Annotated in this window: 16 protein-coding genes; 4 read left to right on the top strand and 12 right to left on the bottom strand. The window is 34.9% G+C overall.

From position 1 onward, the window contains the following. Positions 1-16 precede the first annotated feature (16 nt). From JO950_RS15060 to JO950_RS15050, 3 genes are read left to right on the top strand one after another with little or no spacing between them, the layout of a single operon-like run. Positions 17-694 carry an SDR family oxidoreductase gene (locus JO950_RS15060; RefSeq protein ID WP_202703402.1) on the top strand — a complete coding sequence of 226 codons (678 nt, stop codon included), beginning with the start codon at positions 17-19 and terminating at the stop codon, positions 692-694. Positions 695-721: 27 nt separating this feature from the next. Further along, positions 722-1,078: a four helix bundle protein gene (locus JO950_RS15055; protein WP_202703401.1), complete on the top strand. Its 357-nt coding sequence runs from the start codon at positions 722-724 to the stop codon at positions 1,076-1,078. Between the two features lie 35 nt (positions 1,079-1,113). Next, positions 1,114-1,710: a SprT-like domain-containing protein gene (locus JO950_RS15050; RefSeq protein WP_202703400.1), complete on the top strand. Its 597-nt coding sequence runs from the start codon at positions 1,114-1,116 to the stop codon at positions 1,708-1,710. Positions 1,711-1,831: 121 nt separating this feature from the next. On the opposite strand, the gene JO950_RS15045 is transcribed toward JO950_RS15050, so the two are convergent. The 6 genes from JO950_RS15045 to gcvP all read right to left on the bottom strand — a co-directional run bounded on the left by JO950_RS15045 (position 1,832) and on the right by gcvP (position 9,332). Continuing rightward, entirely contained in the window at positions 1,832-2,593 is a 762-nt protein-coding gene (locus JO950_RS15045) for an ABC transporter ATP-binding protein (protein ID WP_202703399.1), read from the bottom strand. After that, positions 2,590-3,339, bottom strand: a complete 750-nt coding sequence (locus tag JO950_RS15040) for an ABC transporter permease (protein WP_202703398.1) — start codon at positions 3,337-3,339, stop codon at positions 2,590-2,592. The genes JO950_RS15045 and JO950_RS15040 overlap by 4 nt, the downstream gene beginning before the upstream one ends. 80 nt (positions 3,340-3,419) lie before the next feature. Continuing rightward, entirely contained in the window at positions 3,420-4,268 is an 849-nt protein-coding gene (locus JO950_RS15035) for a glycosyltransferase family 2 protein (RefSeq protein WP_202703397.1), read from the bottom strand. A gap of 89 nt (positions 4,269-4,357) precedes the next feature. Beyond that, positions 4,358-4,885 carry a methyltransferase gene (locus JO950_RS15030; protein ID WP_202703396.1) on the bottom strand — a complete coding sequence of 176 codons (528 nt, stop codon included), beginning with the start codon at positions 4,883-4,885 and terminating at the stop codon, positions 4,358-4,360. 211 nt (positions 4,886-5,096) lie between these two features. Next, the gene (locus tag JO950_RS15025; RefSeq protein ID WP_089077652.1) at positions 5,097-6,155 is read right to left on the bottom strand and encodes a 3-oxoacyl-ACP synthase III family protein; all 1,059 of its coding nucleotides are present in this window, start codon (positions 6,153-6,155) and stop codon (positions 5,097-5,099) included. A gap of 327 nt (positions 6,156-6,482) precedes the next feature. Beyond that, complete coding sequence (gene gcvP / locus JO950_RS15020) at positions 6,483-9,332, bottom strand: aminomethyl-transferring glycine dehydrogenase (RefSeq protein ID WP_202703395.1); 2,850 nt, start codon at positions 9,330-9,332, stop codon at positions 6,483-6,485. A gap of 135 nt (positions 9,333-9,467) precedes the next feature. Here gcvP and JO950_RS15015 point away from each other — a divergent pair, with 135 nt between their 5' ends. Then, on the top strand, positions 9,468-10,280 hold the full coding sequence (locus JO950_RS15015; protein WP_202703394.1) for a hypothetical protein: 813 nt from the start codon (positions 9,468-9,470) through the stop codon (positions 10,278-10,280). Here JO950_RS15015 and JO950_RS15010 read toward each other — a convergent pair. The 6 genes from JO950_RS15010 to JO950_RS14985 all read right to left on the bottom strand — a co-directional run bounded on the left by JO950_RS15010 (position 10,267) and on the right by JO950_RS14985 (position 14,909). After that, the gene (locus tag JO950_RS15010) at positions 10,267-10,731 is read right to left on the bottom strand and encodes an SRPBCC family protein (protein ID WP_202703393.1); all 465 of its coding nucleotides are present in this window, start codon (positions 10,729-10,731) and stop codon (positions 10,267-10,269) included. The two genes, JO950_RS15015 and JO950_RS15010, sit on opposite strands and share 14 nt — an antisense overlap. 313 nt (positions 10,732-11,044) lie before the next feature. Next, positions 11,045-11,953 carry a TIGR01777 family oxidoreductase gene (locus JO950_RS15005; RefSeq protein ID WP_202703392.1) on the bottom strand — a complete coding sequence of 303 codons (909 nt, stop codon included), beginning with the start codon at positions 11,951-11,953 and terminating at the stop codon, positions 11,045-11,047. Positions 11,954-12,018: 65 nt separating this feature from the next. After that, complete coding sequence (locus JO950_RS15000) at positions 12,019-12,837, bottom strand: hypothetical protein (protein WP_202703391.1); 819 nt, start codon at positions 12,835-12,837, stop codon at positions 12,019-12,021. Between the two features lie 27 nt (positions 12,838-12,864). After that, positions 12,865-13,602 carry a YqjF family protein gene (locus JO950_RS14995; RefSeq protein WP_202703390.1) on the bottom strand — a complete coding sequence of 246 codons (738 nt, stop codon included), beginning with the start codon at positions 13,600-13,602 and terminating at the stop codon, positions 12,865-12,867. 407 nt (positions 13,603-14,009) lie between these two features. Then, positions 14,010-14,348 carry a hypothetical protein gene (locus JO950_RS14990; RefSeq protein ID WP_202703389.1) on the bottom strand — a complete coding sequence of 113 codons (339 nt, stop codon included), beginning with the start codon at positions 14,346-14,348 and terminating at the stop codon, positions 14,010-14,012. Between the two features lie 57 nt (positions 14,349-14,405). After that, positions 14,406-14,909, bottom strand: a complete 504-nt coding sequence (locus JO950_RS14985) for a GbsR/MarR family transcriptional regulator (RefSeq protein ID WP_202703388.1) — start codon at positions 14,907-14,909, stop codon at positions 14,406-14,408. Positions 14,910-15,017: the final 108 nt, after the last annotated feature.

The following is a 15,017-nucleotide window of genomic DNA, read 5'->3' as shown; positions in this document are numbered from 1 at the left end:
TGCTTATTTTTGCTTTATGAAAAATATTATTGTTACCGGAACCAGTCGTGGAATTGGTTACGAATTGGCATTGCAGTTTGCCAATGCAGGCCATCAGGTTTTGGCAATTTCGAGAAAAACACCTCAGACACTTTTGGAGCACCAAAACATTAGTTGTTTGTCAGTAGATCTGTCTGATGAAGCAGCTTTACAAGAAGTAGATCAATTTCTTTCGTCTTCCTGGAAGAGAGTGGACGCAGTGGTTCACAACGCAGGTGCATTGTTGTTAAAGCCTTTTGCTGAAACCACTCAGTCCGATTTTGAAAGTATTTATAAAGTGAATGTTTTTGCGGTTGCCAACTTAACCCGTATTTGTCTTCCTTATCTTCAAAGTGGAAGTCATGTGATCACAATCAGTTCTATGGGCGGTGTAAGAGGAAGTCTGAAATTTGCAGGTTTAGCAGCTTATAGTTCCAGTAAAGGAGCTGTAATTACTTTGACCGAATTACTGGCGGAAGAATATAAAGAAAAAGGAATTTCATTTAATGTTTTGGCACTGGGCTCCGTTCAGACCGAAATGCTAAATGAAGCTTTCCCGGGTTATCAGGCGCCAATATCCGCCGAAGGAATGGCAACCTACATTTATGATTTTACGCTCAACGGAAATAAATATTTTAACGGAAAGGTTTTAGAAGTTTCGTCCACGAATCCGTAGTTAATTATGAGTTTTGAGTTATGAGTTATGAGTTATAGTATTATTAAAATTAAAAGTTTTGAACTAGCAGTTAGGGGAGTTAATTTTTATAAATACTTAATTTCTGAAAAGAAAGAATTTATAATGAGTAAACAATTTTTACGTTCTATTACTTCAGTAGGAGCAAATGTTCGTGAAGCTATTAATGCACAAAGCAAAGCTGATTTTATACATAAATTATCAATTTCTCAAAAAGAGTGCGACGAGTCACTGTATTGGTTAGAGCTATTACGGGCAACTGATTATGTTTCGATTTTAGAGTTTGAATCCATGCACAATCAATGTGAGGAAGTGTTGAAAATTATCAAAAGCATCCTAATTACATCAAAAAAGAATCTGAACTAGAATTAATAACTCATACTTTATAATTCATAATTATTTTGAGCGAAACTTTAGCTAAATATATACCGGAGCATGCTGTAAGGCCTGTTTTTGATTTGATTGTTGCCAATCAGGTTCATCTGAAAATCGTGAATGAGCGTCAGACGCGTCATGGGGATTACAGAAGAGGGCCTAGTGGTAAACATGAAATTACGGTGAATGCAAGTTTGAATAAATATCGTTTTCTGATCACGCTGATTCATGAAATTTCGCATTTAGTGGCGTTCGAAAAGTTTGGCAGAAATATTAAACCTCATGGAAATGAATGGAAGTTTACCTTTCAAAGAATGATGGTTCCTTTTATTCGTCCTGAGATTTTCCCAAGTACTTTATTGCCGTTATTGGCCCGGCATTTTAAGAATCCGTCAGCAAGTAGTGATACGGATACCACCTTGTCTTTGGCGTTAAAACAATACGATTCGGACAACGATAAGAACTATGTTTTTGAAATTCCCTATGGAAGTGTATTCAAGATTAAAAATGGTAAAGTATTCAAGAAATTGGCCGTTAGAACCAAACGTTTTGAATGTATCGAAATTAGCTCAGGAAAAACATACCTGTTCAATCCAAATGCCGAAGTGGAGTTAATGCAATAAAATGCCAATTTTTTTAATTCCAAATCCCAAATTTCTTGGGAAACTCAATAAAAAATTCCAAATTCCGATACTTATAAAGTTGGAATTTGGAATTTATTTTTTTTTGTAGAATTTTAAAATCTTATCCTTTCAAATAGGCTTCGCGTACTTTTTTAAACAGATTGGAAGAATAGACGAATTTCACAATGGCTTCGTTATCTGTTCTGAAGATTTCTTCTTTAGTTCCCTGCCATGCTTTAACTCCTTTTTTTAAGAATACAATATTCTCACCAATTTCCATTACCGAGTTCATATCGTGAGTATTAATAACTGTAGTAATGTTGTACTCTTCTGTAATTTCTTTGATCAGATTATCAATCAGAGTAGAAGTATTGGGGTCCAGACCGGAGTTGGGTTCATCGCAAAATAAGTACTTCGGATTGTTTACAATAGCACGTGCAATTGCAACACGCTTCTGCATTCCTCCCGAAATTTCAGACGGTAATTTTTTATGGGCATCAATTAAGTTTACTCTTTCCAAAACAAAATCAACACGTTCTTTGATTTTAGCTCTGTTGTCGTTAGTAAACATTTTTAACGGGAATGCTACATTTTCTTCAACGGTCATCGAATCAAATAAAGCACTTCCCTGAAAAACCATTCCGATTTCAGTTCTTAATTCTCTTTTTTCATCCGGATCCAGTTCTGAATAAACGCGGCCATCAAATTCAATAGTTCCATTATCAGGAGTATGAATTCCTAACAGGCTTTTTAATAAAACAGTCTTTCCGGATCCACTTTGTCCAATAATTAAGTTCGTTTTTCCAGTTTCAAAAACGGTCGAAACACCTTTCAGAACTTTGCTGTCGCCAAATGATTTTTCTAAATTTTTTACTTCTATCATGATCCTAGTAACAATTGTGTTAGTATATAATTAAAAAGAATGATTGAAACCGAAGTCCAAACAAACGATACCGTACTGGCCTTACCTACTTCTAGTGCTCCGCCTTTCATATAATAACCGTGAAAAGAAGGAATGGTAGCCAACAGCATAGCAAATATTAGAGTTTTAATAAAAGCATAAACGATGTGAAAAGGAATGAATTCTATTTGGGCTCCAATTATAAAGTCATTGCTGCTCGTAAAACCTCCGTAAACACCTGCCAGCCATCCACCAAAAATCCCCAGGAACATACTGATTCCAATCACAAAAGGATATAATAGTAAAGCAATAATTTTAGGGAAAACAAGATAGTTAAGAGAGTTTACACCCATAACTTCCAAAGCATCGATTTGCTCTGTAACACGCATAGTTCCGATGCTTGAAGTAATAAAGGATCCCATTTTTCCGGCCATAATTACCGAAATAAAAGTAGGAGCAAACTCCAAAATCACAGATTGACGTGTAGCAAAACCAATTAAATATTTTGGGATTAAAGGATTAGTTAAGTTTAAAGCCGTTTGAATCGCAACAACACCTCCAACAAAGAAAGAGATAAAGCAAACGATACCCAGAGAGTCAATAATTAAATCATCAATTTCTTTAAAAATTAATTGTCGCATAACAGGCCATTTGGTCTGTTTATTGAAAATCTCTTTCAGCATTAAAAAATATTTCCCAACTTGGGATAAGTAACGAATTAGCATCATAGTTTTACAAATATTGGCTAAGGTAAAAAGAAGTTATGAGTTTTGGGTTATGAGTTAAGTCTTTTCGGTTGGTTTCCGAATCAAATTAACTTTTCTTTCATTTTTTGAAAGCGGTAATTTCTAATAAATTTAGCTTGTTCCGGAGTAACGAGTAAAGGTGTTTTTGCTTTTTTTGCTTTCCAGAATCCACGGATATAATCCAAAAAGAGAAATGGTTTTTTCTTCATCATGGCCAGTTTAGCCGATGCGATTGCGGTAATCCAGAAACCATATCCTAAAGTATAAAATGCTTCGCCTTGTTTGTATCGGGCGGTTTTGTTATAGTTAGCACCCGTTGGTTTCAGATGTTTTACGTGTAAAGTAGTGTCAGTGACAATTTTCCATCCGTAATATTTACAAAGCAGTTCGTCTACAGTGTCCCAGCCCATAGCAGGTTTTAAACCGCCAATTTGCTGAAATGTTTCCTTGCGATAGGCTTTGAGTGCTCCACGAATATGATCTTTATCGGTAAGGTTTTCTAAAACCCAGTCTCCATTTTTTTCAATGTAACAAAAACCTCCCGCCATTCCTACTTTTGAATCAGACTTAAAATGCGAAATTATAGTTTCGAAATAATTGGAAGGAAAAATAAGATCACCGTCTATTTTTACAATAATATCATAGTCGGAATCCAAAGTTTCAAAGCCTTTCTGAAACGCCTGAATCACTTTACTTCCCGGCATATGAATCGCATCGGATGTTTTGTTTACAACAGAAATAAAAGAATTTTCTTTTGCAAAATCCAGTACGATTTCTTCGGTTCGATCTGTTGAATTGTCATTTACCACAACAACTTTTGAGGGTAAAACAGTTTGTGAAACCAAAGACTGTAAGGTCAAGCCAATTAAATCCTGTTCGTTGTGAGCCGGAATGACGATGTAATACTTCATTTTAATAATTTTAGATTTTAGATTTTAGATTTTTAGATTCTGTGAAAGTCATCTAAAAATCTAAAATCAAAAATCGTTAATCAGCAATCTTAGTTCTTAACTTTTTCAGCTACAACTATATAGTATCTAGGTGTGAAATATCTCAATAAAGGTCTGAAACCAAACTTTTTTACCGGATGTGTAAATTTTTGACGATCGGTAATTTTCCAGCCTGTTTTTTCTAAAAGCCAATCCAATTGCCAGTCTTCAAATTCATGATAATGTCTGTCCCACATATCAGTTTTAGAACGATATGCAGATGAAAACCATAAACGCAACGGAATTGATATTAACAATTTATCACATTTTACATTTTGCAGAATGGTATAAGGATTAAGCAAATGCTCGAAAATTTCAAAAGCGGTAAAAACACTATATTCTTCCGTTTGTAAAGCCGTTTGATCGTTGTCCAGATCTTCACCTTTTGTGTTTTTTACAGTATAACCATTTTCTTCCATTATCTTAGAGAATGGATTTGGTACACCAAAATCAAAAATAGTCTCTGATGTTTTAACGTGTTTTTGTAAAAATTCTAAAGTAAGTTTGAATCTTTTATTGGGAAACGTTTTTTCGTACATAGTCATTGCGAGGAACGAAACAATTTCTCGTTCTTGATTTTATAATTAGGTCGCAAATATACTAAAAAAAGTCCGCACCATAGGATACGGACTTTTTTAGTTTACAGTATGCAGTCACAGTATTCAGTCGCAGTTTACAGTCACAGTATTCAGTGACAGTATTCAGTATACTGCAAACTGCGACTGCATACTGTAAACTGCGACTTAAAAACTAATATCTGTACACAAAAGCATTGACATTCATTCCTGCTCCAACAGAGGCAAAAATAACAACATCACCTTTATTTATTTCGTGATTTTCCAGTTTACCCTGAATCAATAAATCATAAAGAGTTGGTACTGTAGCAACACTGGAATTTCCTAAATCATGTATGCACATTGGCATAATGTTTTCGGGAGGTGTTTTTCCGTATAGTTTATAAAAACGGGCAATAATGGCTTCGTCCATTTTTTCATTGGCCTGATGAATCAGAATTTTTTTCACTTCATCAATGGATATTCCACTTTTATCAAGACAGCTTTTCATCGCACATGGTACCTGACTTAAGGCAAATTCGTAAATTTTACGCCCGTACATTTTGATGTATTTAATGTCTGGATCTAAATCAGGGTTGTATGATTTTCCAAAGAATAGGTAGTTGGCTTCATCAGTTGCAAAAGTGGCACTTTCATAAGATAGTAATCCTGCTTCATCATCAGAAGCTTCTAAAATAGAAACACCTGCACCATCTGAATAAATCATTGAATCACGATCGTGATCGTCAACCACTCTTGATAGTGTTTCAGAACCAATTACCATCACTCTTTTTGCCATGCCTGATTTTATAAAGGCATTCGCCTGCAGGACACCTTCAATCCAGCCCGGACAGCCAAAAATAATATCATAAGCGACACATTTAGGATTTTTAATTCCTAGTTTGTTTTTTACACGTGTGGCTAAACTTGGAAGAATATCAGTTTGATGGGTTCCCGCTTTTACGTCACCAAAATTATGTGCGTAAATGATGTAGTCTAAGGTTTCGCGATCTATTTTAGCATTTTCAAGAGCTTTTTCGGAAGCAAAAAAGGCCAAATCAGATGAGGTATGTTGGTCTTCGGCATAACGACGATTTTCGATACCGGTGATGCCTTTGAATTTTTTTATTACAACTTCGTTAGGGTAACCAAAAGGAGTTCCGTCCTCATTTAAAAAAACATGATCACCAAAGTCAGTATTGCTTACTTCTTGAGTAGGAATGTAACTTCCTATACCTATTATTTTTATTTTCATTATTCCTTTATTGTCCGGTAAATTTAGGGCTAAAGTATAAATAAAATCATGATAACTATCATAAAAAATACTATGCACGCATATAATTGAGGAATAATAATTTTTTGGGAGATATATTGGTTATTTTATAATGAATTATAGATTTTAGCGAGATTTCAAACGTTTGCGATCGGCGGTTTACGAGTGTGATTTTTCTCTTAGAGTAAAAAGTGTTTTTTGATTTGTTATAAATGAAACATAAGTAGGAAAATGTGTTGAAATACAAAACCCGACAGGTTTTAAAAACCTGTCGGGTTTGGATATTATATTAAAAGAAAACCTTAGTTTTTAGTTTTCCATATAAGCTTCAATAGGAGCACAGCTGCAAACTAAATTTCTGTCTCCGTACGCGTCATCTACACGACGAACTGAAGGCCAGAATTTATTGTCGGCAATGTATTCTAATGGGTAAGCTGCTGTTTCTCTCGAATAAGGGAAATCCCAAGTGTCAGCAGTTAACATCGCTAATGTATGAGGTGCATTTTTTAATACATTGTTTTTATCATCAGCTGTTGCAGCTTCAATTTCTTTTCTAATTGAGATAAGCGCATCACAAAAACGATCTAACTCTGCTAAATCTTCAGATTCTGTAGGTTCAATCATTAAAGTTCCGGCAACCGGGAAAGAAACGGTAGGAGCATGGAAACCATAGTCCATTAAACGCTTCGCGATATCACCAACTTCAATTCCGTTTTCTTTAAACGAACGGCAATCTAAGATCATTTCGTGAGCTGCTCTTCCGCATTCTCCTGTATAAAGGATTGGGTAGTGCCCTTCGAAACGTGTTTTCATGTAGTTAGCGTTCAAAATAGCATGTTCTGTAGCACTTTTTAATCCTTCACCACCCATCATTGTGATGTAGCCGTAAGAAATTAAACATACTAAAGCTGACCCGTAAGGTGCAGAGGAGATAGCTGTTATCGCTTGTTCACCACCTACTTTAAGGATTGGGTTTGTCGGTAAGAAAGGAACCAGTTTTTCGTTCACACAGATTGGTCCAACTCCAGGTCCACCGCCACCGTGAGGAATAGCGAATGTTTTGTGTAAGTTTAAGTGACAAACGTCAGCACCAATTGTAGCCGGGTTAGTTAAACCAACCTGAGCATTCATATTAGCACCATCCATATATACTAATCCGCCATTGTCGTGGATTAATTTAGTAATTTCAATGATTGAAGATTCGAAAACTCCGTGAGTAGAAGGATACGTTACCATTAAACAAGATAAATCATCTTTATGTTCGATCGCTTTTTCTCTTAAATCCTCTACGTCAATGTTTCCTTCAGGAGTAGTTTTGGTTACAATGATTTTCATTCCGGCCATAGCTGCAGAAGCAGGATTGGTTCCGTGAGCTGATGAAGGAATCAAACATACATTACGGTGACCATCGTTTCTTGACATGTGGTAAGCACGAATAGCCATTAAACCGGCATATTCTCCTTGTGCTCCTGAGTTAGGCTGTAATGTTGTTCCCGCAAATCCGGTAATTACATTTAACTGCTGCTCTAATTTTTTAAGCATGGTGATGTAACCTTCTGCCTGTTCAACTGGTGCAAAAGGGTGAATGCTGTTCCAGTTAGGCATTGATAAAGGAAGCATTTCTGAAGCTGCGTTTAATTTCATTGTACAAGAACCTAATGAAATCATCGAATGATTCAATGATAAATCTTTACGTTCTAATTTTTTGATGTAACGCATCAACTGACTTTCTGAATGATGATTGTTGAATACATCATGTGTTAAGAAAGAAGATGTTCTTTCTAATGAAGCCGGTAACTGACTTGCCTCAGATAATTCAGAAACGGTAAAAGTTTCTTTTCCTAAAGCTTCAGCAAAAATGGCAATAATTTGGTTGATGTCTGCAATTGAAGTCGTTTCGTTGAATGAAATCGAAATGGATTCGGCATCAGGATAGAAGAAGTTTACTTCGTTTTTCTCCGCAACAGCTTTTACTTTTTGAGCGTCAGCTTTTACTAAAATAGTATCAAAGTAAGCAGTGTTGGTTTGGTAAACGCCTAATTTATTTAAAGCTTCAGCAGCAGTAACCGCCGATGCATGAACTTTGTTTGCAATGTATTGTAACCCTTTTGGTCCGTGGTAAACCGCGTACATTCCGGCCATAACCGCTAATAATACCTGAGCAGTACAAATATTTGAAGTCGCTTTTTCACGTTTAATGTGTTGCTCACGAGTTCCTAACGCCATACGTAACGCACGGTTTCCGTTTACATCGATCGAAACACCAATGATACGGCCCGGCATAGATCGTTTGTATTCTTCTTTAGTGGCAAAGAATGCAGCATGAGGTCCGCCATAGCCCATTGGTACACCAAAACGCTGTGAAGTTCCAACCACTACAGCAGCTCCCATTTCTCCAGGAGAAGTTAAAGCAGCTAATGATAAAATATCAGCAGCGAAGGCAACTTTAATTTCATTTTCTTTTGCTTTAGCAACAAAAGCGCTGTAATCGCTTACCTGACCATATTTTCCCGGGTACTGTAAAATAGCTCCGAAAAATTCATTTGAAAAATCAAATGTTTCATGGTTTCCAACCACTAATTCAATTCCAACCGGAGTTGAACGTGTTTGAAGAATAGATAAAGTTTGTGGTAAAATTTCTTCAGAAACAAAGAATTTGTTTGTATTGTTTTTCTTTTGGTCACGTGTACGAACGTCAAATAATAACGCCATAGCTTCTGCGGCAGCAGTTCCTTCATCTAATAAAGAGGCATTGGCAATTTCCATTCCGGTTAATTCAATAACCGTAGTCTGGAAATTTAAAATAGCTTCAAGACGACCTTGAGCAATTTCAGCCTGATAAGGAGTATAAGCTGTATACCATCCCGGGTTTTCAAAAATGTTTCTTTGAATTGGAGCCGGAACGATTGTTGGATGGTAACCCAAACCAATATATGATTTGAATACTTTATTTTTCTTTCCTAATTCCTGAATATGGTTGGCAAACTCATACTCCGTCATAGCCGGATCTAAGTTTAATGGTGCTTTTAAACGAATATCATCCGGAAGGGTTTCATAAACAAGTTGTTCGATCGATTCAACTCCGATAGTCTGTAACATGTGTTGAAGATCTGTTTCTCTTGGACCAATGTGTCTTAAAGCAAAAGCATCTGTTTTCATATAGTAGTAAAAGTGTTGTTTTTTAGTCGCGCAAAATTAAGTATTAATAATAATTTAATGCACATTTTTAACTTCATTTTTTGTGAAATTTTCAATTAAAGATATGGTTTCTTAATAATTGATTAGATTTGAATAATGAAAGTGTTAAAGTACATATTAGATTTTTACCTGAATGGCAGTATTCATGTGGCTTTATCATGTTACGCACTCATTCGGATTACTTTTCATGTGTTTCATATTCAGTACGATGAGTCGATGGCATTGTTTGGTTTTTTTGGAACAATTGTGGGGTATAATTTTGTTAAATACGATGTTTTGGTTCGTGTTCAAAAGAGAAAAATTGGAAATCAGTTGAAAATTATTGCTGTTTTGAGTTTTATTTCACTGTTTTTGGTGGGCTATTATTTTTTTCAGTTGAAGCGGATTACTCAAATTGTTTCAATTGTGATTTTTTTGATAACGGCACTTTATACCCTTCCGTTTTTTCCGAATCGGAGAAATGCACGAAACTGGGAAGGTGTAAAAATTTATATCGTGGCAGTTTGCTGGGTGGGCGCTACCTTGGTTTTACCTTTAATAAATGCCGAAATTCCTTTTACTAGTGATTTTTTTATAAAATGCATTCAGCGTTTTGTTTTGGTTTTTGTTCTGGTTTTGGTTTTTGAAATTATCGATTTGGCCAATGACGATCCGCATTTACAAACGGTTCCCCAAACCATAGGGGTAAAACGAACCAAAATTTTAGGACTCTTCTTGCTGATTCCTTTTTGGGGTTTAGAAGTTTTTGTTTCTACGTTTAATTATCATGATGCTTTTATCAATCTGATCATGATTTTTATATTGATGTTATTTATTGTATTTGCGAACCCCAATCGCTCCAAATATTATACTTCTTTTTGGGTGGAAAGTGTGCCGATATTTTGGTGGCTGATGATTACGTTCCTTTAATTTTGTTTTCGGTAGTTTCTTTCAAAACTTTATTTCTTTCCAGAAGAAAACGAGTGAGATGTTTTTCTAAAAATAAAATATCAAAAAGTTCACCTAAAATCCCAAAAGGAGTTTCATATTGCAGTTTATCTTTCATGATCGTAAATCCGTCTTTTTCTTCAAAAAAATGTTCGTGTTTGAAAGATTTGAACATGCCCTGTTCCATTTCGTCGGCAAAGTAGGTGTAAGGTTTCATTGCTGTAATCCGGCTTTTGTGAGTGAGATAAAAACCGAAATGTTTGCCGCGCCAGGTTACTGTTTCATTTAAATGGATTAAGCCAGTTGTCACACCGGCAATAGCTTTTTCTTTTGATGGACTTGCCGATTGCTGGTGAATATCAATATTTCTTGAAGCATCAAATACCGATTTTTGAGAGGCTTTTATTCGGGTTGTAAGGTTTAGGACTGTCATTTTTAGTATCATTTTTTAAGTTTGGGGATACGGGTTACCAATATGTAATCTTTCCGAGATTAATTGATTGGTAAGCCTTTACGGGATATTTTTTCGAGATAAGATATATTAGCATTGTATTGCTTCGAAAGGAGTAGTTTCACGGATTGAAGTGTGACGATTAATTAAAATTAAATACAAGGGCCAATTAATCTCGGAGTGATTACATATTGGTAAACTTCGCCCCGCATAACTGTCCCGCAGGGACTATACGAGACTTAGCACAAAGTGATTTTCATAGTTTTTTGGGTTTCAGTAGAGTACTTCGATTCTTTTAGGATAAGAGATTCTGAAAAGCCGGATCAATATTTTCAAACTTAAACGCAAAACCTTTTTCTAAAAGTCTTTTCGGAATCACATTTCGACTTTTTAAAACCAGTTCCGTTTCTGTCCGAATGATAAAAGATCCGATTTCTAAAAAGAATTTAGGAAGTGGAATTCCAAAAGAGACACCAACTGTTTTTCGAAGTTTTTGCATAAAGTCAGTATTCGAAATAGGGTTTGGCGAAACGATATTTACTTTTCCGGTCATCTCTTTTTTAATTATAAACTCGATTGCACGTGCAAAATCATCTTCGTGAATCCAACTGATCCATTGATTTCCTTTTCCTTGTTTTCCTCCAAAACCTATTTTAGCCAAAGTTTTTAGCGGAAGCAGAGCACCGCCGTTTTTTCCCAAAACGATTGATGTCCGTAATGCCGTTTTCAGGGTATTTGGAGTTTCTGTTTTAAAAAAAGCTTTTTCCCACGAGAGAGCCACATTTATAGAGAAGTCATTTCCGATCTCGCCCTCGACTTCGTCCATTTGTTTGTCTAAAGAAAAACGGTAAATGGTAGAAGTTGACGAATTGAGCCAATGTTTTGGCGGGTTTTTACAATTTAAAACGGCTTTGTTTAAAATTTTTGTGCTTTCAATTCGGGATAATAATATCTCTTGTTTATTTTTTTTAGTATAGCGGCAATCCACCGATTTTCCTGCCAGATTAATTAGTACCGTAGCATTTTCCAGTTCGTTTTCCCAGCCTGAAAAAGTTTTGGCATTCCAGTTCACATATTTTATTCCATCAATGATTTGTGACTTCCCCCGGGTCAGAATAACAATTTCTTCAAATTTGTCTTTGAAATGATGTAGTAAAACCTGTCCCAGAAATCCTGTTCCGGCCGCGATGATGAGTTTGTTCATTGTTGTATTTTTTTGGTACGAATTGCCCGAATGGTAATCCGTACAATCTGTGACGATTTTTTAAATCAGTTTAAAATGAAGAATAAAGCAATAATTCGATAGAGAATCCAGGTGTAAGATAAGTAAACAGGAAGTTTCAAAATTTTGATTCTTCTGCGATGTTCCAAAAACATAATCAAAACGGTGACTCCGAACCAGCCTAAAATAATAAATTCTGAAAGCGGTGTAAATTTACTCAGAAGCAGGACAGGACTTAAAATTAAGGAACCCATTAAAGAAACGGTCATTAGATTTCCGGCATAATTCATAATGGTTTGTCTGTCAAATTGGAATAAAAACAAACTTTGGAAAACAATTTGACCCAATGCAATCATGATTTCTCTTGAAACACTGGTTTTCGGTAAATCCGGAATAAGATTAGCATAACCAAAAAGAATAGCGCTTGTTACTGTTAACGCAAATCCGATAAACAGAAAGCGATATTTATAATTAAAATCGGGAGTACATTGTAATTTGTTCTCTTCGACGACATTTCCGGGGATAATGACTTTTCGATTGTAGGAAACAAAAGAATACATTTTTTTGAGGATAAAGTGAATCGGTTTTAGAGTTGCAATTTTTTCAATAAGCGGAAAAGAAAAACCGACAACTTTAATTAAGCTGTCAATTCCATAAGTTACTGTTTTTGTTTGGTTATTAATCAAAGCGATTTCGTTTGGAGCGCGTTTTAAATCAACAAAATTTTGTTCTTCTTCAGATAATTGACAGTATGATTTTCTTCCGTTTTGATCTAACATGCCGCTTTTTACAAAGCCAGTAGTATACAAACTGCATAAGGGACAATCTTCATCGTAAAGTAGGGTTTGGTTTTCGAGCGTTTTCATAGTTTTTTGGTTTTAAAATGAAACATTTTAGGTATAAGATTCTTCGACAGAGATCAACTCAATTTCTCTTTTGTTCTTGACGGTAATTTTTGAGCCTTTAGCCAGAAAAACCGAAGTTGGGTTTTGAGTTTGAAGAAATTCAAAGTCTTGTCCGTAAGTTTCTCCAAAATCGATGTCAATTTTATAATTGGAAACTTTGTATTGTTTCCATCTCGGATGTGTGACTTCATATTCAAAAGTCTTATGTTCATCAATCTTGGTATAGCCGAAATAATGTTCAGTGATAAATTCAGCTTCAGAATTGAGTTCTATTTCTGTTGTCTTCTTTTTAGTGTCGACTTTAATTGTATTCCATTTTTGGTTATTTTTCCATTGATAGATAAAAGTGTTATTGTTATCATCTTCCAGAATTTTATGTCTCATTTTCTTAGTTTCATAATGTTCCTGATACAAAGTGTTTGCAACCCAAGTGATGGATTTTTTTGGAACAATTTCTTTTAAGAAAACAACACCTCGCCTCCATTCGCCATTTTCAAATCTTTTGACATAAAATCTTAAATTAATTTCTTCAAAGTCAGTATGAAAAGGAATCTTTAATCCGAGAACTTTGGTGTCTTTAAATAAGAATCCTACCAAACTCACATAACATTTGTTGTCCCAAATATCTATTTCGGTACCGCTGGGAGTATATTTTTCTAAAAGTTTAGCATCAATTTCATAATTAAAAAGTGCTAAGTTTTTCCATTCTGCTTTTAAGAAATTCATTGGTGTGCTTTTTTAAAGATTATTACAGAGAGATAAATTGCGATAAAAGGAGGTATGCCAAATAGGGTAAAACTGAAAAAATCATGTAATTCCAGTTTGTAAAAGAGGAAGAGTGAGAAAAAAAACAGCACAACGCTTCCTATATAAATTTTAAGATTCTTATCCTGAGGTTCATCCCGTATCATTTGTATTCCGATAGTAACCTGAAATATTCCGGTTAGAATTGTTGAAAGCATTCCTAAAAATATAAACTCCTCGATTATTAGCGATAGCGAATAGAAGATTAATGGTAATCCAACAAAAAAGTAATTTAAATAGTTTAGGTTTTTCATAGTTATTATTTGTTTTAAACTTTCAGAAAAATATGAAATATAAAGCTTTGTTTTTTAAATTCCTGAGAATTATAATTATCGTTTTATATAAACTAAAAAAGAGAGATAAAATGAAAGCAGAAAAGGAGCAGGGACTAAGATAACAGTTAAAAAGTTATCATAACCAACAATGTGATTGCGTAACCATAGTAGGAAGAAGATCAGCACACCCGCCATGTATATATGTATACTTGTATCCCTTGGATTTTCTATAAACATTACTACCGCTAAGCAAAATTGAATAAAGCCGGTAGCAGCAATAGCTAATATAGCGTATAAGAGAACACCTATATCAAAAAACGGATAGGTTAATGCAATTAGTAAAGGAAGGGCAATGGCAAATGTATTGATGTATTTTAAATATGCGGTTTTCATAGTTGCTTGAGTTGTTTTAAACTTTCAGAAAAAAATGAAAGTTATGATTAAATTTTTTTATTTCATGATTTTAAGGACAAGACGTCCCAGCCAATTTTCATTAAATTCGGTCATTTTATCCATCATATTATCTGCCTTTAAAACAAAATCATACAATTTAGAAGTCTGATCGACAAAGTGTTTTTCTTCAGCAGTATCATTTGCTCCAATTGTAGAAACTTCTTTTAATATTTTAAGAGCAGGTTTAATTTCTCTTTTGCTTCTTTCTCTGGCAATTTTTACGGCCAGTTCGTCAAGATCTTTTTCAGCAGTAAAGAATTCCCTTCTTTCTCCGGCTTTGAACTCTTTGTACACAATTCCCCAATCCATTAAAGCTCTCAGGTTCATGCTGGCGTTTCCGCGTGAAATTTGTAATTCCTCCATGATGTCTTCCATAGAAACAGCTTCGTGCGAAACCATTAACAGCGCATGAATCTGCGCCATGGTTTTATTAATACCCCACTGAGAACCTAATGCTCCCCAGGTTTGTACGAACTTATTTTTTGCTTCTTTGAATTCCATGAAACAAATGTAAGTAAAAGTTTTTAAACTTTCAAAAATAAATGAAAGTTTGTTTGATGAGGTTTTTCTAAGAATTATCTTATGTCTTGTTTTTTGTCTCTTGTGACA

Source organism: Flavobacterium sp. UGB4466 (assembly GCF_903469665.1).
In the GTDB taxonomy this organism is placed as follows: domain Bacteria; phylum Bacteroidota; class Bacteroidia; order Flavobacteriales; family Flavobacteriaceae; genus Flavobacterium; species Flavobacterium lipolyticum.
Note: the sequence above shows the minus strand (reverse complement) of the source record. Positions and strands in the feature narration are given on the sequence as shown.

Bases quoted from the DNA above. Each gene is read 5' to 3' on its own strand.
- JO950_RS14995 (WP_202703390.1), bottom strand. From the start codon at position 13,602: ATGAATTTCTTAAAAGCAGAATGGAAAAACTTAGCACTTTTTAATTAT.
- JO950_RS15045 (WP_202703399.1), bottom strand. From the start codon at position 2,593: ATGATAGAAGTAAAAAATTTAGAAAAATCATTTGGCGACAGCAAAGTT.
- JO950_RS15060 (WP_202703402.1), top strand. From the start codon at position 17: ATGAAAAATATTATTGTTACCGGAACCAGTCGTGGAATTGGTTACGAA.
- JO950_RS15000 (WP_202703391.1), bottom strand. From the start codon at position 12,837: ATGAAAACGCTCGAAAACCAAACCCTACTTTACGATGAAGATTGTCCC.
- JO950_RS15015 (WP_202703394.1), top strand. From the start codon at position 9,468: ATGAAAGTGTTAAAGTACATATTAGATTTTTACCTGAATGGCAGTATT.
- JO950_RS15010 (WP_202703393.1), bottom strand. From the start codon at position 10,731: ATGACAGTCCTAAACCTTACAACCCGAATAAAAGCCTCTCAAAAATCG.
- JO950_RS15040 (WP_202703398.1), bottom strand. From the start codon at position 3,339: ATGATGCTAATTCGTTACTTATCCCAAGTTGGGAAATATTTTTTAATG.
- JO950_RS15005 (WP_202703392.1), bottom strand. From the start codon at position 11,953: ATGAACAAACTCATCATCGCGGCCGGAACAGGATTTCTGGGACAGGTT.
- gcvP (WP_202703395.1), bottom strand. From the start codon at position 9,332: ATGAAAACAGATGCTTTTGCTTTAAGACACATTGGTCCAAGAGAAACA.
- JO950_RS15035 (WP_202703397.1), bottom strand. From the start codon at position 4,268: ATGAAGTATTACATCGTCATTCCGGCTCACAACGAACAGGATTTAATT.
- JO950_RS14985 (WP_202703388.1), bottom strand. From the start codon at position 14,909: ATGGAATTCAAAGAAGCAAAAAATAAGTTCGTACAAACCTGGGGAGCA.
- JO950_RS15025 (WP_089077652.1), bottom strand. From the start codon at position 6,155: ATGAAAATAAAAATAATAGGTATAGGAAGTTACATTCCTACTCAAGAA.
- JO950_RS14990 (WP_202703389.1), bottom strand. From the start codon at position 14,348: ATGAAAACCGCATATTTAAAATACATCAATACATTTGCCATTGCCCTT.
- JO950_RS15055 (WP_202703401.1), top strand. From the start codon at position 722: ATGAGTTATAGTATTATTAAAATTAAAAGTTTTGAACTAGCAGTTAGG.
- JO950_RS15030 (WP_202703396.1), bottom strand. From the start codon at position 4,885: ATGTACGAAAAAACGTTTCCCAATAAAAGATTCAAACTTACTTTAGAA.